The 23,504-nt window shown below is 44.5% G+C and carries 17 protein-coding genes and 1 tRNA gene; 5 read left to right on the plus strand and 13 right to left on the minus strand.

Features of this window, described 5'->3' with window-relative positions; translation table 11 throughout:
* Positions 1-160: 160 nt before the first annotated feature.
* Both H8S64_RS14410 and H8S64_RS14415 read right to left on the minus strand, forming a co-directional pair.
* Complete coding sequence (locus tag H8S64_RS14410) at positions 161-2,275, minus strand: type IA DNA topoisomerase (protein ID WP_186976911.1); 2,115 nt, start codon at positions 2,273-2,275, stop codon at positions 161-163.
* A 155-nt stretch (positions 2,276-2,430) separates the two neighbouring features.
* Entirely contained in the window at positions 2,431-3,564 is a 1,134-nt protein-coding gene (locus H8S64_RS14415) for an OprO/OprP family phosphate-selective porin (RefSeq protein ID WP_186976913.1), read from the minus strand.
* A gap of 192 nt (positions 3,565-3,756) precedes the next feature.
* Here H8S64_RS14415 and H8S64_RS14420 point away from each other — a divergent pair, with 192 nt between their 5' ends.
* Both H8S64_RS14420 and H8S64_RS14425 read left to right on the plus strand, forming a co-directional pair.
* Entirely contained in the window at positions 3,757-4,392 is a 636-nt protein-coding gene (locus H8S64_RS14420; RefSeq protein ID WP_186976915.1) for a lactate utilization protein, read from the plus strand.
* Between the two features lie 2 nt (positions 4,393-4,394).
* The gene (locus tag H8S64_RS14425) at positions 4,395-4,811 is read left to right on the plus strand and encodes an acyl-CoA thioesterase (protein ID WP_186976917.1); all 417 of its coding nucleotides are present in this window, start codon (positions 4,395-4,397) and stop codon (positions 4,809-4,811) included.
* A 54-nt stretch (positions 4,812-4,865) separates the two neighbouring features.
* Here the strand turns inward: H8S64_RS14425 and H8S64_RS14430 are convergent, their stop codons facing one another.
* Complete coding sequence (locus tag H8S64_RS14430; protein WP_255469547.1) at positions 4,866-5,804, minus strand: DUF4595 domain-containing protein; 939 nt, start codon at positions 5,802-5,804, stop codon at positions 4,866-4,868.
* 518 nt (positions 5,805-6,322) lie between these two features.
* On the opposite strand from H8S64_RS14430, the gene H8S64_RS14435 reads away from it, so the two are divergent.
* A tRNA-Val gene (locus tag H8S64_RS14435) sits at positions 6,323-6,397 on the plus strand.
* 245 nt (positions 6,398-6,642) lie between these two features.
* On the opposite strand, the gene H8S64_RS14440 is transcribed toward H8S64_RS14435, so the two are convergent.
* The 3 genes from H8S64_RS14440 to H8S64_RS22590 form a co-directional block, all read right to left on the minus strand.
* Entirely contained in the window at positions 6,643-9,093 is a 2,451-nt protein-coding gene (locus H8S64_RS14440; RefSeq protein WP_186976919.1) for a DsrE/DsrF/DrsH-like family protein, read from the minus strand.
* Positions 9,094-9,103: 10 nt separating this feature from the next.
* On the minus strand, positions 9,104-9,481 hold the full coding sequence (locus H8S64_RS14445) for a MarR family winged helix-turn-helix transcriptional regulator (protein ID WP_186976921.1): 378 nt from the start codon (positions 9,479-9,481) through the stop codon (positions 9,104-9,106).
* Positions 9,482-9,759: 278 nt separating this feature from the next.
* Entirely contained in the window at positions 9,760-9,891 is a 132-nt protein-coding gene (locus tag H8S64_RS22590; RefSeq protein WP_255301864.1) for a hypothetical protein, read from the minus strand.
* Positions 9,892-10,435: 544 nt separating this feature from the next.
* On the opposite strand from H8S64_RS22590, the gene H8S64_RS14450 reads away from it, so the two are divergent.
* Entirely contained in the window at positions 10,436-11,080 is a 645-nt protein-coding gene (locus H8S64_RS14450) for a hypothetical protein (RefSeq protein WP_186976923.1), read from the plus strand.
* 108 nt (positions 11,081-11,188) lie between these two features.
* Positions 11,189-11,830: a hypothetical protein gene (locus tag H8S64_RS14455; RefSeq protein ID WP_186976925.1), complete on the plus strand. Its 642-nt coding sequence runs from the start codon at positions 11,189-11,191 to the stop codon at positions 11,828-11,830.
* A gap of 133 nt (positions 11,831-11,963) precedes the next feature.
* On the opposite strand, the gene H8S64_RS14460 is transcribed toward H8S64_RS14455, so the two are convergent.
* The 7 genes from H8S64_RS14460 to H8S64_RS14490 form a co-directional block, all read right to left on the minus strand.
* Positions 11,964-13,217: an amidohydrolase family protein gene (locus H8S64_RS14460; RefSeq protein ID WP_186976927.1), complete on the minus strand. Its 1,254-nt coding sequence runs from the start codon at positions 13,215-13,217 to the stop codon at positions 11,964-11,966.
* On the minus strand, positions 13,214-14,302 hold the full coding sequence (locus H8S64_RS14465) for a peroxiredoxin family protein (RefSeq protein WP_186976929.1): 1,089 nt from the start codon (positions 14,300-14,302) through the stop codon (positions 13,214-13,216). Before H8S64_RS14465 ends, H8S64_RS14460 begins: the two co-directional genes overlap by 4 nt.
* Before the next feature lie 222 nt (positions 14,303-14,524).
* Complete coding sequence (locus H8S64_RS14470) at positions 14,525-16,378, minus strand: leucine-rich repeat domain-containing protein (protein ID WP_186976931.1); 1,854 nt, start codon at positions 16,376-16,378, stop codon at positions 14,525-14,527.
* 22 nt (positions 16,379-16,400) lie between these two features.
* Positions 16,401-17,906, minus strand: coding sequence for a hypothetical protein (locus tag H8S64_RS14475; RefSeq protein WP_186976933.1), 1,506 nt, complete (start codon positions 17,904-17,906; stop codon positions 16,401-16,403).
* A gap of 17 nt (positions 17,907-17,923) precedes the next feature.
* The gene (locus H8S64_RS14480) at positions 17,924-18,679 is read right to left on the minus strand and encodes a DUF4843 domain-containing protein (protein ID WP_176554931.1); all 756 of its coding nucleotides are present in this window, start codon (positions 18,677-18,679) and stop codon (positions 17,924-17,926) included.
* 10 nt (positions 18,680-18,689) lie between these two features.
* Positions 18,690-20,126, minus strand: a complete 1,437-nt coding sequence (locus H8S64_RS14485) for a RagB/SusD family nutrient uptake outer membrane protein (protein WP_176554932.1) — start codon at positions 20,124-20,126, stop codon at positions 18,690-18,692.
* Between the two features lie 11 nt (positions 20,127-20,137).
* Positions 20,138-23,425, minus strand: a complete 3,288-nt coding sequence (locus H8S64_RS14490) for a SusC/RagA family TonB-linked outer membrane protein (RefSeq protein ID WP_186976935.1) — start codon at positions 23,423-23,425, stop codon at positions 20,138-20,140.
* Positions 23,426-23,504: the final 79 nt, after the last annotated feature.

The following is a 23,504-nucleotide window of genomic DNA, read 5'->3' on the forward strand; positions in this document are numbered from 1 at the left end:
TACACGTTCTGTGATTCACGATTTAGTGATTCAATATCATGAAAACAATATGATTTCCATCTCATTGTTTTCTTCCTTTGTTTTATCGTTTCACAAATCTAAAGAATAAAAACCGATAACACGTCCTTGGAAAAAGGATTTAAGATAGATTTAATACACCCTATTTCTTATCCACGACCACCTTGCAACTGTCGTCCAAACGCAAAACACCGCTAAACGTACTGCCATCCTCGTTTTTAAAACCGGTCAACACACCCGTTTTAGACTTTAACACCAACGCTTCGACTTGCTTCTGTGTTAATTTTTTCCCAAAAAATTCCATGGGAACAAGAAAATCACATGACTTCCGGTACAAACTACACCCCCAAGCAGTCCGTCCCTTGATTACGTCGCCGTTCCCGCACTTCGGGCATTTCAGCACGACAGGCTCCGCGGGCTCCTTTTTCTTCCGAGGAGTTTTCTCCTTTTTCGGTTCCTCATTTTTCACTTCCTCGGCAACCTCCACCGTGATTGCCTTCCGGGGCGAACATTTGACAACATGCACCAGCTCATTCACCATCACCTTCAACTCCTCCATAAAATCAGCAATCTGATAAGTCCCGTCCTCTATCATCCGCAACTTCTTCTCCCACTGTCCCGTCAATTCCGCCGACTTCAACAAATCATTCTGTATCGTGTCAATCAACTCCACTCCCGTTGACGTCGCCACCAGTCGCTTCTTATCCTTGCGAATATATCCCCGCTTTAACAACGTTTCGATAATACCCGCCCGCGTAGATGGTCGCCCAATCCCGTTCTCTTTCATCAAGTCCCGCAATTCCTCGTCCTCCACCTGTTTCCCGGCAGTTTCCATGGCACGCAACAAATCTGCCTCCGTGTAATACTTCGGCGGCTGCGTTTCTTTCTCCTGCAACTCCGGCGTATGTGGTCCTTTCTCCCCCACCTCGTACACGGGCAACACGTTCTCGTCACTCTGTTTGTTGGATGCCGCCGGAAACACCACCCGCCATGCAGGATTAATAATCTGTTTCCCGGTCGCCTTAAATTCATGCTCACCCACTTGCGCCATCACCGTTGTATTGGCAATCTCACAATCCGGGTAGAACACCGCGATAAAACGTCGGGCTACCAAATCATACACCCGCTTCTCGTCGGGCGTCATGTCATAACTGAACACCCCGGTAGGAATGATAGCGTGGTGGTCCGTGATTTTCTTATCGTTGAATACCTTCGCCGATTTTCGCAGCTTTCCCCCGTTCAATATAGGATCGACCAATGTCGCATAAGGTTTTAACCCTTTCAGTATTCCCGAGGCCTTCGGGTATATATCATTCGGTAAAAAATTCGTGTCCACGCGGGGATAAGTCGTCAATTTTTTCTCGTAAAGCGACTGTATCACCTTCAACGTCGTGTCTGCCGAGAAAGCAAACTTCCGGTTACACTCCACCTGCAACAATGTCAAGTCGAACAATTTCGGGGGATGCTCCATTGCCTTTTTGCGTTCCGAGCTCTTGATTTCCAACTCCAAGGGCGTAATCTCCCGCATGAAGCCTTCCGCCTCCTCTTTCACCGTGAAACGTCCTTTCGCGTAAGAAAACCAACCTCCCCGGTAATCCGTCCGCACCTCCCAGTAAGTTTCGGGTTTGAACTGCTCTATCGCCTTTTGCCTATCCACGATCAACGCCAACGTGGGCGTCTGTACCCGCCCGATTGACAACACGTTTTTCCCGTTACCGTAACGCAACGTGTATGCCCGCGTGGCATTCATTCCCAACAACCAATCACCGATAGCCCTTGCCGAACCCGCCGCGTACAACGTGTCAAAATCCTTCGCATCCATCAACTTATCAAACCCCTCCTTGATTGCCTCTTCCGTCAACGACGAAATCCACAACCGTTTCACCGGAGCCTTGCACTTCGCCTTTGTCATCACCCATCGTTGTATCAACTCTCCCTCCTGTCCGGCATCACCGCAGTTTATCACCATCTCCGCCCGATTGAACAACTCCTCGATAACAGCGAACTGCCGCTTGATTCCCTCGTCATCAATCAACTTGATTCGAAACGAGGACGGAATCATCGGCAGTACCGACAAATTCCAGAACTTCCACTTTTCCGTGTACTCGTGCGGTTCCTGTAACGAACAAAGATGCCCGAATGTCCACGTCACGCAATAGTCATTCCCCTCGAAATAACCATTCCGACGCACTTTGGCTCCCAACACCTCCGCAATCTCTTTCGCCACACTCGGCTTTTCCGCTATACAAACACGCATCGAATAATTTTAGATTTTAAATTTTAGATTTTAGATTCTATCAATCCTTTAATTTATGATTTCTTGATTTCGAACTAAATACTTTTCTCCTGCCAACCAACTTTTTAATCGTAAATCATAAATCGCGAATCATAAATTAATCGATTTTCAATTGTTTAGAAGCTCAACTGTATTCTCCCTTGAATCATACTAAACGTCTGTTTCCCTCCCTCTTGAGCATGTTTATCCAAACTCACCAGACTATAACTCATCTTTGCCGAAACGTATTTATTAAAATAATAAATACCACCGACAGACAAATCATTTTGCTTGCCCCCCATGATTCCGGCATCTTTATCGTTCATATTCGTGATATTATAACGACACAAAAGCTCCAAGCACTTTTCTCCCGGGGCAACCGCCATACCACTCTCCTTATTATAAGCGTAACGCCCGTTCAACAAAGCGTAACCGACCTGCGCGTACCAACCGTCGCCATTATAATTTTCCACTGCCGCCCGACGATTCACGTGAGCCAACAAATATTCGCTCTGCACGTACCATTTATCAAGCACCATGACAACCTCTGCTCCGAACCGCCATTCATTGATAGCATCCGTCACGTCGGCACGCAAAAACTTCTCCGGAATCAAATTGGAAGGAGCCCCGGCAGAATACACCACCTTACTCTCCTCCGCGTCCCCCAACGCGCTAAACCGGGAAGAAAACCCGATATGCATCACGTCTTCGCCATTCAGATAAGGACGATACAGCACCCGCCCCGACAAAGCATATCCCTCGTCACCTTTCTCCGTGTTATCCACATCTTTATCGCTAAATACCCCGGCAGAAATATTCAAGAGGTCAACATTGTACGTATAACTCGCTCCCAACTTACGACGGTCACCGAAAGCGATTCCGGTCACTGCCGCCCCGTTGAACTTCATATCCGAACTCCCGATGCGGTACTCCAACGAGTAAGGTTCAAAAAAATGTCCCACCCGAAACAGATTCTTCCCGTCACGGTATTCTATAAAAATATCTTTCATGGATACTTTGCTCTTGGCAAATCCCACTTCAATCTTCCCCGTCCAACGCTCAAGGAAACGCACCACCGTCCCCAGCCTCAAATCATACACCTCCGCGGCATTTCCCAACGAGGTCTTATCACTAAAAAACACTCCCCCGTCAAACAACGCCCGACCAATCAAACGTGTCTCAAAATCCCCTTTCTCAGACTTCAACGCCAACTGCGCGAAAACTCCCGTGTAACAAGCCACCAAAAGTAAAAGCAAAAACACTTTCCTCATCATCAAGGTTTTAATTGATTAATAATTCATTTCAGAACAGAATATCTCTCGCGAAAATACAAAAAAATCAACGATTCACTATCTTTGTTACTTCAAACACAATAACGTGTCCGGCATACAAAAAGTTGCATTACATCTTGTAACATCTTGAGTAAAAAGCTCTACGGGCGAAAACAATAAAAAAACGACTCTATGGAAAAAGAAATCATAATCCGCACGATAAAAGCCTTGGAAAGCAACCATTTCGAGGTTTATTACGCCGAAAACCGGGAAGAAGCAAAAGAAATTTTCTTCAAGGAGATTTTCGAGAAAATAAAACCCGCCACCGTGTCGTGGGGAGATTCCATGACCATGAAAGCCACTAGCGTTTTGGACGAGATCGCCAATAATCCCGAATGCATCCTCATCCGCACCTTTCAAGAAGGATATAGCCGGGCACAAAAAACTTACTGGCGTCGCCAAGCCCTCCACGCCGACCTGTTCCTCACGGGCACGAACGCCCTCACGCGACAAGGACAACTTGTCAATATCGACATGGTAGGCAACCGGGTAGCGGGACTCACTTTCGGCCCCGAGCACGTCGCTCTTTTTATCGGTACCAACAAAATTGTCGAGAACATCGAGCAAGCCATGGAACGCATCCGCACCGTGGCAGCACCATTGAATGCCATCCGTCACACGAACCTGCATACTCCTTGCCAGAAAACCAAAACCTGCATGAATTGCCAGAGTGCCGACCGGATATGCAACACGTGGACCATTACAGAGAAATCATTCCCGCGGAAACGGGTAAAAATCATTCTTATCAACGAATCGTTAGGCTTATAATCATGAGAGAATTTGAATTTGAAATAGAAATGAAAGTACGGGACTACGAATGCGACCTGCAAGGCGTGGTAAATAATTCCAACTACCAGCACTACATGGAACATGCCCGTCATGAATTTTTGGAAACCACCGGAACCAGCTTTTCCGCCCTGCACGACCAAGGCATCGACGTCATGGTCGCCCGTATAGACATCTCCTACAAACACCCGCTTCGGGGCAGTGACCGTTTTGTCGTGAAAGTCGCCTACGAAAGAGAAGGAGTCAAACTGATATTCTTTGAAGACATCTATAAGCTCCCGGAACAAACGCTGTGCGCACGAGGACGAATTGAAGCCATCTGCCTTCAAAACGGCAAACTCACCCGCGGAGAACTTTTCGACACGATATTTATCGACAAAGTAAAAAAGAAACAAGAATAAAAAAACGAGTATCCACGTTCAAAAATGGATACTCGTTTCCAAAATTTCTAAAAACTACTTTCTACCACGGTGACGCATAAAGAATGAACGGAAATTCAAACTCTTGGCATCAGAATTATCCTCGAACACTGAAGACCGTCCTAAAGACTCATCTTCATCATAGGTGATATAAGAATAATTATATGATGTTCCATTGACATACTCCGTTGCAATGGTCCCATCTGAATTGAAAGAGTATGTCATATTACTGTCATGCTTCCCCTCGTTTTCGTATCCATCCGAATCTTTCTCGTACCACTCCTCCGTGTATGAAACCGGGAAATAAGACGATGCCTTTCCCAGCATTCCGACATACGCGAAAATATCCGCATCCTCCATGTCAAGAACGTCTGCTAATCCCACAGAGTATTGCCCCAGTTCATTTTTCTGGTCGCCATACTCAATCGTGCAAGTGGAACCGTATTCCGATTTCTCACCATCCTCCGTATCCGTCTCCTCGGTCACGACCTTAACCAAGTTTCCGTTTTTCCACGTGTAGGTAGCTTTATAAGTCCCCTTATAAGAAAAACTTTCCCCGTCTTCCTTACCACTCTCGCTAGAAGATTCCGAATAAGACGTTAGCTGACCATCTCCGTTATAAGAAAAAGAAATCTCTCCACTTCCTTTATAACTACCATCTTCATCCTTATAATCCCACGATGCTTTAATACTTTTGATATATCCCTTACCGGTAAACGACACTTTAGCCTCCTCGTCATCAGAGATTAAAATTCCCTTGTCATAATCAATCTCTCCCAACACATAAGAACCGCTTTTAACTTGAACACAGCGACCGTTGTCATCATACACGAAAGAGTAATTCCCGACTTTGGAAGGTAATTTCCCGGCGTATGTCATCGTCGGCCCTTGCGGAGTTTTGTCATCATCATCATCACTACAAGCTGCAAATAAGCACATTACCATGGCTAACATTGCCCATAACAAATTTTTCATCTTTCTTTTCGTTTAAGAATTATAAAATAATCAGTTCGCAAAATTAAGCAAGCTCACAAAAAAAATCAAGTCCTCAAATTCGTTTTTTAATACATCAATTCATATTTTTAAATTATCGGACAATTCTCATATTTCTGCCACTTTATGCTCCAAATAGTATATTCATACCCTATTCCTAAAGTTCTACTACCTCTACACGGTCACAGGTAGCTTATCTCCCGCTTACATCACCGTTACCGATAGGTGATGCAAGTAAGATATAATCGTCCGGTAAGTTTCATGAGATATTATTACGGTAGGATAACCTTGGGATATTCGGAAGAATCTGATATAACTGATACCTCCACTCGACAAATATTCAACACATTACATCGCTTCTTACACATAAAAGTTCACTCTTTTCTCAATTCCTCTGTTCCTAAAAAATTATCTTTATCTATTTTTCTTGGAAAAAATATTTCGAATCTTTTGCAGTATTCAAAAAATGCACTACATTTGCATCCGCAATCAAGCAACACGGGCGCTTAGCTCAGCTGGTTCAGAGCATCTGGTTTACACCCAGAGGGTCGGGGGTTCGAATCCCTCAGCGCCCACAACCGTGAAGCCGAAAGGCAAAAAGAAAAGAATAAAAACTGTAAGCATCAAACACTTACAGTTTTTTTTATTTACATTTTTCAAGCCAAACCTTAGTCAAAACATTCAACATTTATTTTACCTCAAAAAAGAGGACAAAAAAAAGAACTACCATGTTGGCAGTTCTTAGTATCTAATATTAAGCATCTCTATTCTTTCGATGGAAAATAATACTTAAAAAAGAGGAATCTTGACCATAAAAATTCTATATAAATAGGTTGACATTTGCTTTATCTGCCCGCTCCATATAAGTTGCGACACCACCAATAGTGACGTCATCCAATAACTCTTCTTTTTTTACACCCATTACATCCATCGACATCTGGCAAGCTATGAACTCGACTCCCTGTTCCAAGGCTTGCTCCCTCAGCGATTCGAGAGATTCAATCCCTTTTTGTTTCATAATGTAGCGCATCATGCGACCGCCCATACCAAACATATTCATCTTCGATAGTTTCAATTTACGAGAATTTGAGGGAAGCATCATACCGAACATTTTACCGAGGATATCCTTCTTAACTTTCGGTTTATCCGTTTTCTTGATCACGTTAAGTCCCCAGAAAGTAAAAAATATTGTCACTTTTTCACCCGTGGCAGCAGCCCCGTTGGCAAGCACGAAGGTAGCTAACGCTTTATCGAGGTCATCGCTGAACATAATCAAGGTTTTACCTTTACTGTCACGGGAAGTTACCGTTTCACAAGATTTGGCATTTCCTTTCTCTATAACAACAGTGAATCTCCCCCGCTCTTCAGACATGGAAACCAGCGAATTACCGGTTGAATTACTCCAAGCTTGGGCATCACGCGCAAATCCCACATCGGTAGAAACAATCTCAACCCGTTCTCCCTCGTCAACCTTATCCATCGCTTGTTTCAGTCGCAACACGGGACCGGGACATTGCAACCCACAGGCATCTATCCTTACGGTCTTAATTTCAGCTCTCGTATCCTGTTGCTCTATGTTTTCATTCTTTCGGTCGGGCAGTAGAACCGGTTCGCCCCGTTCAACCGGAGCAACCGCGGTGGCATAGGTTTTATATCCGCCCAACAAGTTGCGCACGTTTGAATATCCTCGTGCCAGAAGTATCCTTGTGCCAAGGTAACCTCGCAAACCGATAGCGCAATACAGTAGAATCGGTTTATCGACAGGAATTTCGGAACTTCGGCGACGAAGCTCGTCCAAAGGAATGTTGACAGCACCCGGAATATATCCCATCGAGAATTCGTCTTTAGTACGGAGGTCGATAATCATTACCTCATCTCGGTTCACATGTTGAAGCTGTCGCCACGTCATACCGGGCATCGCCCCGCTAAGAATGTTACTTGCCACATAGCCCGCTATGGCGAGAGGATCTTTTGCCGATGAAAAGGGCGGAGCGTACGTGTGCTCTATCTTGATAAGATCGTATATGGTTCCACCTTTTTTGATAGTTAGGGCTATCTGGTCGATACGTTTATCCACGCCATCGTAACCGACACACTGTCCCCCGTATAGCTTGCCACTTTGAGGATCAAACGTAAGCTTTATACTTAAAGGCAGGGCATCGGGATAGTAACCCGCGTGCGAACCCGAATGTGTCCATGATTCGCGATAGGGGATATCAAACTGTTTCAATCGTTTAGCGGCCAAGCCCGTTGAGGCAACCGTTAAATCAAAAACTTTGGCAATGCTCGTGCCGATAGCACCTTCGTACTTTGTTTGATTATCGAAAACCATATTGTCGGCAACAATCCTCCCTTGACGATTAGCTGGATTTGCCAGATAGTTCAACCAAGGTTTCCCTGTCAACGGGTGCGGATACTCGATAGCATCACCCACGGCATAAATATCTTTGACGGAAGTTTCAAGATATTCGCTAACCCATATACCACCCGTCTCACCAATCTTTAACCCGGCTTCTTTCGCCAGTACCGTAGCAGGTCTTACGCCAATTGAAAGTATAACGATATCGGCATACAGCGTTTCACCACTCCTAAAATGTATCGTAATTTGGTCGCCTTTCCGCGAAAAACGCTCGACACTTTGTTCCAAATAAAGCTCGACTCCTTTTTGCAAAAGATGTTGATGTACTTGAGCCGCCATAGAAAAGTCAATAGGAGCCATCACCTGATCATTCATCTCCACAATGGAAACCCGCGCACCGGCATGGTGCAGGTTTTCCGCCATTTCCAAACCGATGAATCCTGCCCCGACAACAACAGCCTGCTTTACCTCTTTTGTCGATATATAATTCTTAATCCGGTCGGTATCGTTTACATCCCGGAGCGTGAAAATACCATCAAGGTCAATCCCCTCAAGCGGCGGGCGGACAGGATTCGCTCCCGGCGACAGCAACAACTTATCGTAACTCTCGTCATATTCACTTCCGTCTTTTTTGCGAATCGTCACATTCTTCTTTTGCGGATTAATCCTGATAACCTCGTTTTCGACACGTACATCCACATTAAATCTTTCTCCAAATGATTGAGGTGTTTGCAAAAACAAACTCTCTCGTTCGGCAATCACTCCGCCTATATAGTATGGTAAGCCACAATTGGCATACGAGATATATCTTCCTTTTTCGAGCAGTATGATCTCGGCAAATTCATCCGCCCGACGTATTCTAGCCGCGGCAGTAGCTCCACCGGCCACGCCACCTATAATTACATGTTTCATTCTTATTAATTTATATTTCTCTTATTTTAGTGATAAGTTCAAGGATCTTATCCGAATCACATTTAATTGCCTCTATGCATTTTTTCCCTTCGTCTGTAAGCTTAAAAATCATCTGACGTTTGTCAACTTCTCCAATGATACGTTTTACAAGCCCCTTTTTTTCGGCAGATATAATTACCTTGGATGAATTTGAAAGGGTAAGTCCTAATAATTCAGCCACTTTCCCGGAAGAACATTCCCCCAAAGTATACAATGAACATAGTAACATTCCTTCATTCAAACCTACTTTGAAATTTTTCTGGAGCACTCCTTCAAAATCATTTATCAACCGGTATATATCTCTTATTCTACAAAGAGGTTCCGCCTTTCTTTTTTTATCTATTGACATTGCTTCAAATTATTTATTTAGTGATACATCATCTATCATTTTTCTCATGACGAAATGCAAATATAGCTTTTATTTTCCAATAAAACAAATATCCAATGGAAAATATATCCAAAGAAATATAATTTAGTGCCTCACGAGAGAAGAAATTGAAAAATTGTAATCAAAAAATGATTTACGTATTTGATTCGTTTTTGGAAACGGGTAATGCAATCAAGATTATTTTTATACTATACACTCGACGAGAGAGCTTCACGAATTAACTTATCAACATTAGCCCCTTAAAGAAAGGGGGGAAGTGTCCACCTTCCCCCCGCCGCCGTCTTGAATTGAATTGGTTGCATTTGGCGGTCGCTGTCTTGCTTGTACAACACCACTCGTACATCACAGACAATCAGGTCAAAAACTATCATTACTAAATATTTTGAGCATAAAAAAACGCACCCGCTTAATCTCACTGCTCCCCCCGGTGGAACGATCGGAACAGTTCAATTAAGACGGGTACGTATATCTAATACGTACCACGTCTCTCCAAAGATACTCGATCGTTCCACCGGGAGAGTATCTATGGTGGTAGTACATTTAAAAGTTCTAAACTCTATCGAGCGAAATCTCCATCGCTCGCGTGACAAAGATAGTAATAAATTCATAAAAAGTACAACACGCCTCTAAATACTTTAAATATCGAATATTTTCAGGTATTTACTCCCCTTATGTCCCCGACAAACCGGGGTTTTCCTATACTGTTAAGCGATTAAAAGGCGACAGTTGGCTGACAAATAGGCGGCATCGCCCACTATTCACCTACTCCTCGCCCACTCTTCGCCCACGTTTTAACAAACATTAATCTTATTTGGCTTGACAAAGGCTCCCGCCGGCAGTACCTTTGATTTACTTGCGAAAAAGCAAGCGGGACAGAACGGTAGGGTATTAGGTTACATTTAAAATTTGACAACCATGGTAGAAATTAAATCAGGAGCACTTCTCGGCGCCCACGGGCGTTACCAAGGGATGGTGATATTCCAAAAAGGCAAAAAAACGTACGGGAGAGCATTGCCCTCGTACGACGGAAACGCGGACTCTCCCTCGCGGAAAGTCCAAAACGCACGACTCGCGGCAGCCGTCACTCATTACCAAACGATAAAGGAAACGTTTCTTTATCACGCGTGGCGCATGGAAGCTACCCGCCGGGAGGTGATCTCGGGGTACAACCTATTCCTCAAGGAAAACATCAAAGCGTACAACACGGATTACACCGTGGGAGATTTCAGACTGCTGACGCTGGTACCGGGAGCCCTTCAGGTTCCTTTCCGGATGCAGCAACAAGAAGCCCCGGCAGGCGTGCTTTCCATCACGTGGGAAGCCTCCCCGTGGGTCAGCCGCCAGAGAAACAAGGACACGTTCATGCTCGCCGTGATCTATGACGACGAACCCTTTCGCGTGGAAATTATCGAGAACACTGGCATCACCCGCCTCGACGGAACTGCAACCATTCCGCTCGCCAAAGCGGGCGCCGGAAAAGCCCACATCTACGCCTTCTTCACGAACGAGGCAAGAGACGCCTTCACGAACAACGTGTATTTCAACGTGAAACTGGAATAACCCGTTCCCGACGAAACACGACAAAGACTCAATCATCCGGCAGTCCGCTTGCAGGGCGGACTGCCGGATGACAATCACACCTTTTTTTCAAACTTAAAACATAATCTTATGGCAATATTTGATTCACATCTTTTCGATAACGCCTCGGGTTCGGTAGGGAACGTCACCATGTGCCGCTTCAGGAACCGGAACGTGGTAAAAGCTAAAATCAGCTTCAAAAGCAAGAAGCAAAGCACCGCGCAACGAGTGCAACAGGCTCGCTTCAGCATCTTATCCGCTCTGGCACGCTATTTTTGCCCGGCAGTTCAGGCCGGCTTCCCGGGAAAATCATATTCCGAAGCCCGCACCCTCTTCATCGGGATGAACCAGAAAAGCGTGGAAATCGACGAGGAAACGCTCGCCGCCACGGTACACCGGGAACGCCTCACTTTCTCCAAAGGGAACCTGACTCCTCCCGCGGTGGAAGTAACCATACATCACGAGAACCGGGAAGTTCACGTGAAATGGCAACGGCAAGCCCTTTCGCCCGTGGCAAAAGACGCGGATGACATCACCCTCGTCCTCTTCGACACGGTAACACAAAAATCCCGTGTTTACCCCCTAGGCAAACGGGGAACGCCCGGAGAAACGGCATTCCCGCTGCACAAGAAATTTACCCCCGGGAACACGCTCGCCTATGCCTTCGCCCACTCCTCCGTCAACGACAGGGCTTCCCGGAGTATTTTCATCGAGGTGAGGCACAAATCATAGACGCAAAACATGGGATTTAATGCCTCCTCTCCCCCTTCCCGACGTATACCCTCGTGATAACAGGCACAGGAGGCAAGATATAAAGAACAAAGCGACAAAATAGCTTTCCTCATCATTTCATGTTTTGTAACTTTCACTCTCCGAGAATTTTTCCCCGCTTCATCACCATCTGAATATTCCGCAACTCCTTGATATTATCATACGGGTTGCCGTTCAGCACGAGTAAATCCGCTTGCATTCCGACTTCCACCGCTCCCGCTTTATCGGCGATGCCCAGCACTTCTGCGGCAACTCTCGTGACAGAGAAAATTGCTTCCATGGGATAGAAATCACATTTCTCCACGTAGAGATCAAGTTCGTCGAACAGGAAAGGAAAGGGGCGGCTCAGCTCGTTGATATAGTCTGTTCCGGCGCAAATCTTCACGCCGATTTGGCGTGCCCTCTTTACAAAACGTACCGACCAATCCATACCGTTCTCCATGCACAGAAAAAGAGTCGGGTCAAAAATCAACCCTTTCGCTTTCACCGTCTGCAAGAAACGCTCCACGGACATATTCTCGTGGTCGATCTTATCGTAATATTTCTCGTAATTCTCGAATATTTTACCGCTCAACCCTTCCGAAACGCCTTCCCATTCCAACATATACGCGTGAGAGATCACCTGCACCCCGGCATCTGCCACATCCCACGGTTTAGCGGGAAACAACGTGGCGTGTCCCCATACTTGCAACCCATGTTCCTTGGCTTTCCGCACGATCGGCAACAAAGCCTCCCGGTCGAATCCACCGTAAATCTTCACCCCCGTGCACCCCCACTCTTTTGCTTCCCGCATGGCTTTATCCAAATCGTCACCGGGACGGAGGCATTGCATCCACGGGGCGAAGGGCTCTGCCCATCCTTCCACCATACTTTTCTCCCGATCGTTACCCTCGAAATAGGCGGGACCCGCCATGAAGGCTGCATAATAAATGTCCGGTCCTATATATTTCCCTTGCTCCACGCCTTCCTTTAAATCTTTTAACACACGGGCATCCCCGGCAGCATCCCGGATAGAAGTTATACCGTGACGCAAGAAATATTCCAGATGTTTTGCCCGGTCTGCCTGTGTTTCCTTGGGATCATTGGCAATATGCACGTGCGCATCTATCAATCCCGGCATCACGTACTTTCCTGTCATATCCTTCATTTTCCCGTCAATCCCACTTCCCGCATTTTTCCCGACAGCTTGAATATACCCGCCTTTCACCACGACATCAACACCCTCGCGGATATTTCCCTCCACAACATCGACAACATTCGTGTTTTTCAAAATAATCGCTTTCTCTTGAGCCGTCCCGTTCAGCCACAACACAAACAGTACGGCAAACAAGCCACATATCTTTCTCATGATTTTTTCTCTTTTATGATTTTTCGGATTTGCTCCAAATCGGGATTCTTCAACACGATATTCCCCTCCGGATCTATCAGGTAAACCGTCGGAACCTGTTCTACCTTATAAGCATCACGCACCCGACTATTCTCGAAACCGTCACTATCTATCAGCTGTACCCACGATACCCCATCTTCTTTCAAAGCCTGCAACCAAAGCTCTTTCTTGCTATCCAGCGACACTGAAATTACCTCTAGCCCGACTTCCCGTAATTCCGGGTATTGCTTATTCAATTCTTTGTTCTTTTTTCTACATGGCGCACACCACGAAGCCCAGAAGTCCAACAACACGTATTTTCCCCGGAAAGCCGCCAATCGTATTTTCTGCCCTTCCGCGTCGGGCAATTCAAATTCAGGTGCTTTCCCTGTCAACTGCTTCGCTTTCATTTTCTCGTACAACTCAAAAATACGTTCCCGCATATCACTTTCCGGTCCGCCATTCCCCAAGGCCTCTACCGCCCGGGTAAAAAACTCGAAATCCACCTCACAATAAAAAAGAATGTCATGTACCAGATTTTGGGCAATCTCTGTTCCCGCGAATCTCCGTACTCCTTCCAGCAATACATTATTTTTGTACTTGAACTTTTTATCCAGCATTTCCGAGAGCATTGCTTTCCGGTGAATATCGGTAATCGTATCGTATCCTTGGCATGAATTCTCGTAATCCCGATTCAACTCATCCAGTTTCTTTTGCAATTCCACGTATTCGTTCTGCAAGGATGCCCCTTCCGAAAGCGCGTAATACCGCTCGTTCGATTCGACCAGCACGTAACGTATCTCTTCCGTGTACAACGGTATCCGAAGATAATCCTTCGGGAAGTTTATCAACACGACCTTTTTCAACGGAATATTCCCCGCTAACGAAAACGTTCCGTCCTCCCGAATGGGAGCCGCGATCAAATATTCTCCCCGTCGGGCATCGGGCATCGTGATTTCAACACTATCACTTCTCCATTGTTTCTCGATCTCACCCGATATCTGTACGGATTCCTGTTTACACCCCAACAAAACGAACAAGAATCCGAAATACACTAATCTCCCCATAATATTTTTATTTTAATTACGAGAGAATATCAAAAGTATATCCTCTACAAAAACTCCTCCGTCAGCTTCGCTGCCACCTCCTCTATAAACAGAGGAGGAGCTGGTGAACCTTACCGAAAACAATAAGTATTCTTGCTCTCCCTCTGTTTATAGAGGGAGTACGGCGAAGCCGGGAGGGAGTTTGAATACTCACTTTTAAATCCCTCCCGTAAAATTCATAATTTACGGTACATTCGTAAAACCGTAACCATCTTGTTGCGGATAGATATTCCACGTGGGACTCAAATTATTCCATTTATTCCATGATAAAACTTCCGAAGGAATCTCCCCGGAAAGCCTGTTTCCGGAAAGTCCCAGACCGCCCCACGAGAACTTAGTCAAACGAGTCACTTCCACCGGGATAGTTCCGGTCAAATTATTGTCTCTCAAATTCAATCTCGTTATATTGGTAAGCTTAGAGATCCCCTCAAGTGTCCCACTCAACTGATTTCCGGAAAGAGAAATCTCCTTGCACGAACTTGCGAAATCATTAAAGTCAAGCACCCCGTCCAAGCTGTTGTCACTCATATCCAAAACCTCGAGCTTTGTCAATATTTTCAACCAAGAAAGCCCTCCTGAAAATTGATTATATCCTGCTTTCAACGTTTTCAAATCCGGCATCCCGGCAAATATTTCAGAAGCGATACCACTCATTCCTTCGCCCCCGTAAGAACCGGTAATATCAAGCTCTTCCAAAGCGACAAGTCCCGAAAGCCCTGCCGGCAATTCCGTCATTCCCGTACCGGACATCGTTAACTTCTTCAATCTTACCAAGTTTCCAAAACTCTCGGGCAAACCGGTCAAAGCCGCACAATCTTTCAAGTTTAACGTGGTGATCATCAAATTCCCGAAATCTTCAGAAAGCCTCTCCAACTTCTCGCAACTAGACAAATCCAAAGAGGTTAAACCCGACAAATTGCCAAGCCCAGCCGGTAAATTTTTCAATACTTTACAACCGGATAAAGTCAAACTTGTCAAATTCACCAACTTACTAAAACTTGTTCCTAAAGAAGCCAAAGATTGACACCCTCTCAAATCCAACGCGGTAAGATTCTCTGCCAATTCTCCGATATCATCCGGCAAGCTATAAATATTCGTTCCGGCAAGGCTCAACGACTTCAAACTTTTCATCTTGGAAATCCCCGTCGGTAAATCCCCGATCAAATACATCGTGGAAAGATTTAATTCTTCCAATGCCGGCAAAGTATAGAACCCGGCAAACGATTCTATCGGAACTTTCAATGCTGCAGGTTTAAACACCTTTAATGAAAGCATGGAAGACATATCATTCGGCAGGAACCATTCCGTTCCATCGGAAAAATTCACGTCCAGCGTTTCCAATTTCCGCAAATTAATCAAACTGTTCGGGCACTTGTACACTTTTCCTATTCCCCCGACTTTCAAAGACCTCAATTCTCGTAAATTCCCAATCTCATTAGCCAGATCTCCACTCAATTTAAAATCATTCAACGATAAGCCGACAATCCGTTGTTCTCCTTCTATTTCTTCCAATATCACGCCCGTCCATTCGGTCATCGGTTTTTTCGTATTCCAAGGCTTCATCCAGTCCTCACCCTTCAACGCTTTATACACGGCAAGCATTGCCAAGCTATCGGTTCTCCGGTTATATTTCGACTCGTAGGTAAACTGTTTCACGTATACCGTGTCAACTTTCCCAGTATTTTCTTGACGAACAATCAGTTTACAAAAACGCTCCTCCATTCCCTCGTTCACTCTCAACGTTACGCCAACAACGGCATTTCCCTCATCGCCTGATTTAGGCTCGTAATCCAACAGCCAAGGTGTTTCTTTCTCCGGCTCCACACTCCACTTTCCCCCGATAGCACGCAACTCGAATCCTTGAGCATTCCCGAAAGCGTCTATCAGAATCTCGTTATTCAACAATTTCAACCCGGGAGTCATGTCTTCCGGTACAACCGGGTCGGGAACATCCTTGAAGTTATAATCCTCACAAGATGAAAATATCCAAAGCGACATGATGCCCAATAGCATCCAACTGATAATATATCGTTTCATAATCTCCATTATTAATATTTTCTTACTTAATCTTATAAAGTAATGCCACCGGCTCATCAGAGATCCCCTCGTATTTATTTACCAAGGCTCCCGTATCCGCGTCATAGATATACAACGACCCCTTGTACTCGCCTTCCCGATCCGGATTGTAAGTGGCAATATAGAATTGTTTCTGCCGCGAATAATCTTGATATTCTGCATCACTAACGCTTCGGGAACACTGGTAATGATTCATACAACGCACTTCTTCTCCATCAGGCAAGGTGATAAAAGGATTCGCCTCCAAATCATGTTGGGTATAGAACCATTTGTATACCTTATTCCCATTGGAAACAAAAGCACAAGAGTAATAATCATTCGGTAATATCTGTGAATCTTCCGTAACTATACCTTCCCGGATCGGACGTTCAAAAAGTACCCAAAGACCTCCTCCTTCGGCAAAATTGTACATCATAGCTTTAACACCCGTGATGACAGTTTGCCCTCCCGTGCGATTGATCACGTAGACATCATTACCGTCCGTTGATTCATTCTGAAACAATTTGACTACATACCTGCCTTTAAAATAATCAAAACAGTCCTGATAAGAGAAAAAAGGATCGTACCCGTTCGCACCATTCCAACACACGGCATCCCGGTCTTTACCGATAAATACTCTCGTCATGCTACTCTTCCAGCTCGGACGATCATAAGCATCCGTGTACACGGTTTCTTTCGGAAGACCGGGAAAGGGGAATATCGCCTGTTGATCCGTTTGTACCATCGCAACACCCCCATTTTTGGAAACAACTTCAAACTCTCTGCTAAAATTACCGTCATAAGCCATTAATCTCCCCGGCAGAAAATCCAAAGCGTAATATTTAAAATCATATTCATACACTTTCTTGAATGTTTTAGCATCTATCTGGAGCATTTTCTGTGACGTTCCATGCAAAATATACAAAAACTTTCCCACCTTATCCACGTCCACGGGATCCATAAACAATTCCTCCCCCTCGTTCGCGTAAGCATAAGCATTCTGCATAAACGTCGGTTGCATTCCTTGTTCTATTTCTTCAGGTGTAAGAGTTTTCATGAAAGCAATACTCCCTTTCCCGTCCGGGCGACGTCCTAGAATGGTATATCCCTCTTCAAACTGGGAATTCACAAAAACATGGTAATATTTGATCGTGCTTCCATCCTCGCTAGTTACCACTTGCCGCAGGTGATAGTGTCCCAAATCACGTACCACATAACTCAAGTCTTTTTCTTTAGAGATATTCTTGAAAACTGTCATAGACTCGCCCGTTTGCGAATCCATCGAGTAAAGTCCCATATCCCACTGGTAAGTTAACGCGTCGGTTTCACACTCTATATCTCCTTTAATTTCCAATGTATTATTGAAATAGATATTGATCGAATCTTTTGCCGTTTGATTAATCTTCACCTCGATAATCGGTTGATCCGCCAATTTTGAATTATCATCATAACATGCCTGTAAGCCGCACAAGATGACAATCATGCTCCATATATATTTTATCTTGTTCATAATATCCTATTTTTCAATCATTCATACTCTGTTGTTGCCGGATCCGGTAACTTGTAATGATCATCTCCGGATTGGATATAATACTCGTACATGGGAGTATAAACATGTTGTTTAAAGAAACCCAGATAAACATAGGTCGTCAACAGGTACTCGAATCGATCATGCGCCGTGTTATCCAGATACTCGCCCCATTTGGAAACGATATCATCATAAAGCACGGGGAGTGATTCTTTCGTGGCGTGGAAATATTTGATAAACAGAATCAATTTATCCTGATTATATGTTCCTAAACGATCAGGACGCCACCATTCCGGCTGCTCTAAACTGATATCCCCAAAAAACACGACACATCTCGTCCTGTTCGTCGGTATATAATCGTCATTCGCTTCCAAATTCAAGTAGAGCTTATACTGGATGTCTTTCACTAGATTGTCTCTCTTGAAATCCAATTTAATAGCAGCCGTCACCGAATCTTTCATGAAAACTTGAATCTCGTCCATATCATAATGAACGCCCAGTTTAGCAGTCGAATTACGGATATCAGCACTTACTTTGAATTCCACGTCTTGGTCAAAATTCGCCAACCCAATCAAACTAATCGGGACTTCGAGATCGACATCTTTATCTTCTCTTGGTCCATACTGGAAAAAGAAGGAATCCCTATCGAAATAAATCTTATTTGTCAACGACGTGTTATATAATTGATAGTCATCATCCGTGCACGAAAACAATGCCCCGAATAACAATATGGCAATAATATATATCTTTTTCATAACATTCAAATTAATCTCTGTATTCATATTCACTATCAGGCACGGGGAACACGTAAATATCCTTTGAAGGTTGGAAAGTCTGGTCAGTAATCGCCTCATATATAGACATATTATAATGTTTCAATATCTGGAACCATTGTCCCTCACAAACCAATTCTTTCCGCCTGTCATTATTGATATTCATACGAGTCACAACGACCATCCCATCCCCCTTGTTAAAACCATTCAAACCACGGGCACGCACGACCTTATCCAAATAGGTGGCAGCTGTTTCCATGTCGGACTGCAATAAATAGTATTCAGCCACGATATAGTACAATTCCGGCAAACGAATCATATTAATACCGCTCAATTTCGTCACGGGACGCGTATTCAGACGCACCTTGAAACGATCGACCACTTTCATACACCGCAATCCCTCGGCACCATGATCGGACAAGGTCTGAAACCATTTATCCAAGCGATAATCGAACCCGTCCTGATCTATCTCATAAATATCACGATAATCCGGTTTGGGATCATAAGAAAGATTTCCTCCGCTAGAGTAAAGAACATCACGGGTAAAATTCGGAAATTCTTCTGAATACAATCCCCAGATTGTTTCCTTATCGGAAATAACTCCATTCATAATATCCTCAACATCAGTCTTCGCCTCCATAGAGAAATAGGGAGCTTCTATTACCTTCATGGCATAATTTTTAGCCGTTTCCAGATCTCCTTTCTCCCAATACACTCGTGCCAAGAGTGCTTGCACCGCATACAGATTCATGTGAATCACCCGGTCTTTCACGAATCCTCCGGCATTCTCATCCGTCCGGTCAAAATATTCGCCATGTTCCGCTAATAATCTCTCCGCCTCCTTAAAGTCCCGGATAATCTTATTGTACGATTCACTGATCGGGTCAAACGGGGTAACCTGATAAGAATATTTCTCCCGGTACGGAATACCCGTTGCGTTCGGGTTCTGGATAATACTCTCCGAGAACAAGCGCAACAATTCGAAATGCATGAAAGCTCTCAATCCCAAGCCTTCAGCCTTATACACGTTATACAAGGCAAATTCGGAAGGATCACGTTCCGCCAAATTCTCCAGCATATTATTCACGTAAGAAATCCCCCTGTACATTGATATCCATATCGTATCAATTTCGGGACGCACTTCCATGTGCTTATAATTATACAATCGTAACTCGTTTGACCAGTGTTTATCCCATCTGCCTGAAAAATACTGCCCCACGACATCCACCAACCCGTAAGTCATATTCTTCCCGTACAACGGCTCTCTCGCCAGAAAAGAATAAACACCGTAAATAGCTTCCTCGAAACCTTCGGCGGTTTCAAACAGTTTGTTATTCACAATCTCTCCCGTCGGCTTTACATCCAAGAAATCATCACAGGAAAAGCAAGCGATCAACAGGATAAACAATATATATTTCAATCTTTTCATAACCATATTTATTAGAAAGTCGGACTAATTGAAAAAGTAAATCCGCGACTGAACGGATATGATGTTCCCCGCTCGAATTTAACTGTCGACATACGGAAAGGATCTTTCATCCCGGCGCTCAATCTCAATCGCTTGAAACCTATCTTTTTCAACAAGTTTTGATTAAATTCATAAGAAAGTTCTATACTTCTGCATATTACATTGTTATCATCCTCCACGAACCGACTGGTATGATAACTGGTGCGCGAATCAGCATTTGCAATGTCCAGATAAGGCGGAACATCGTTCACATTTTTCCAACGTTCTTCAAATGCCCGTCGGTCTACATTATGCCGGGGATTCACATTCTCAACATTATCGGCACGGGTAGTGTTGTAAATCTGCCCCCCGAAATTGTACTCGAAAGAAAGATTAATCTGCCATCCCCGGTAAGACAACATAGGGAAAAAGGCCCCTTTCAACCATGCATTCTCGTCACCCACGACCACCTTATCATTCGGATCATATTCCAATGTCCATGCCCCATTCCGTTTGATAAATACTTCTTCTCCGGTAGCCGGATTAATTCCCGCGGAACGAACGGCATAAATAGCGGTAGTGGATTCACCTTCTTTATACAATACCTTCGGTGATGAAGAACCATCCGCGTTTGCCTCCTCGTTGTACTTGGCCAAACTATTACTGATACCCAAAATCTCGTTCTTGTTATGGTCACCGTTTACTTTTATACTAAAACGCCAATCTTTGGTCGAGAGTAACAAGGCCGTCACGTCAAACTCGAATCCGACATTGCGCATCTGCCCGAGGTTATTCCGCACAGTACTCTCACCCACGGAAGGCGGTACAGACATATCTATCAGTACATCATCCGTCGTCTTCCTGTAATAATCAAAAGTTAAATTAATACGTCCATCCCAAAAATCGGCAGTCAACCCGATATTGTGCGCTTTCGTCAAATCCCATTTCAAATCCCTATTACCCATCGTTTTGGGTATAGCACCAATACCGTGCAGATAAAAATTATCCCCATTATAAAAATAAGTTGTCACGGCTTGATAAGGTGCAAAACTCACGTTTCCGGTTACACCGTAAGAATAACGTAAACGGAAAGTATTCACCCATCCGAAACGAGTTGCAAATTCCTCGTTATGAATGTTCCAACCTGCCCCCACTGACCAGAAAGGAGCAAATCTATTCTCATCTCCAAACTTCGAAGAACCGGAACGACGGAATGACCCATCCACGAAATAACGGTTTTTGAGAATAAAGTTAGCATTCACGAACGGACCTATTTTAGTACTGACATCTTCGGAACCATCAGGTCTAGTCCCCGTACCGAATCCGGCTGCAAAATTAGGAGCATGCAAGGACGATTTATAAAAACCATAAGCCATGTACCCGTCTCTTGTAGTTGTTTCTTTCATAATATCAGCCCCCGCATGAAGCGTCAGAAGTAAATCTTCCCCGAAATTTTGGGCGTAATTCGCGATAATCTTCCCCTCGTATTTCAAATACCTTTCATTTACAATTTCCAATGTTCCCTGCTCCGAACGGTTAGAAACACCGTTAAACACGTTTGACTCCGGAGAATAGAACACTTCCGTCCGATCCTTGGAAGTCACGATAGACCCGCTTCCATTGATAAAAAGACCGGGCAAAACATCCCAACGGAAAGATAAAGTATTCGTGAACGAACGACTATTTCCCTCGTCATAATTCCCGCATTCAGCCTCATACAACGGATTCGCCATTTCCCATGAACCTGTTTTATTCAAACGCCCGTATTCATCGTACGGCGCATCATAAGGATTCATTCTCACGTAATCCGAGAATTTCCCGTAAGGACTTTCTTTCCATTTCAAATCGGAGAAACTGGATTGGAAAGATACTGTCAATTTATTGTCCACGTGATAAGAGAGGAACATTGTCAAGCCGATCGTGTTACGGTAGTCTTTCTTCATGACACCCTTCACGTTTCTCACGTTCGCGTTTACCCGGTACGTCATACCATTACCTCGACCGCTCACGCCTATAGAATTGTTTATCGTGAAGCCGGAACGCAAAGGCTTGGACATCCAATCCGTATCCAATCCCTTGGATATTAATATCTTCTTCCGGTTATATTCTTCAAAATCATTCAACAACTCGAAATTATACAATCCGGCCAAACGCTCGAATTCCAATTTATCCTTGGCATCCAGATAATCGTAAGATTTCAAATCAGGTACCTCCAGCGCCCCGTCCAAATTATAAGACAAACGCAACCGGTCATTCAACACTCTCTTCCTCTCGATCACGATAACTCCATTGGAGGCTTTCTCCCCATAAAGAGCGGTGGCAGAAGCATCCTTCAACACATCGACACGTTCGATATCATTGATATCAAGGTCATACAAATCACGCATCGTGATTTCCACTCCATCCAGAATAATTACCGGCTGATTGGCACTCTGGTCAGCTTCCGTGGATAAAGACGAAGTACCCCGGATAACAATCTCCGGCATCCGGTTCGGGTTCGACCCGAAAGCATTGTTTTCCACCATTCGCATACCCGGGGTCAACATCGAAATCGCGCTCACGAGATTCGTGTTCGACACAGCCTTGAGTTCTTCCACCGTCATCGTCTTCACGGAACCCGTGAAACTATCCTTCTTTTTCGTGAAAAATCCGGTCACGACAACATCCTCCAATGCCTTACTGTCGGACTTCATAACAACATTGTATTCCGTTTTCTTCTTCGAGATGTTCAACTCGTAGGTCTGCATCCCCACGTACGAGAATACCAGTTTCGTGGTATCGGATTCGGGAACCTCCAAGGCAAATTTACCATCGACATCGGTAGCCGTACCGATAGTTGTCCACTTGATTACCACGGTAACACCGGGTAGCGTCAATCCCTCCTCGTCCGTCACGGTTCCTTTAATCTTAATCCCCTTCGGCTTCTCGTCCTTAACGGGAATCGCGGCATAATAAATCACCACGTGATCACTCGTGATGTCATAACGCAAGGGCTTACCTGCAAGGGCGATATCTAATATCTCCTCCACAGACTTGTCATGTACTTTTCCATTTACAGTGTACTTCTGGACATCTTCATGATTAAACACGAACTTTAAATTAGTCTTCTTCTGAAGCTGTTCAAAAAACTGAACCATGTTCATGTTCTCGAACACAAAATCAATTCGCTCCTGTTGCGACCAAACTTTCGCATTCAAACTGGAGAAGCCCAAAATCAACACTAGGAATACCAGCTTGATTTTAATCATAATCCAGATTAGGTTTCTACATAAAAATTTCATAACTTTGTTTTTCAAGTTTAACATTAAAATTCCTTTGGCGAGGAGTTTTATATACACGAGGCATACGGCAAATATGCCT

This window comes from Butyricimonas hominis, from assembly GCF_014287455.1.
In the GTDB taxonomy this organism is placed as follows: domain Bacteria; phylum Bacteroidota; class Bacteroidia; order Bacteroidales; family Marinifilaceae; genus Butyricimonas; species Butyricimonas muris.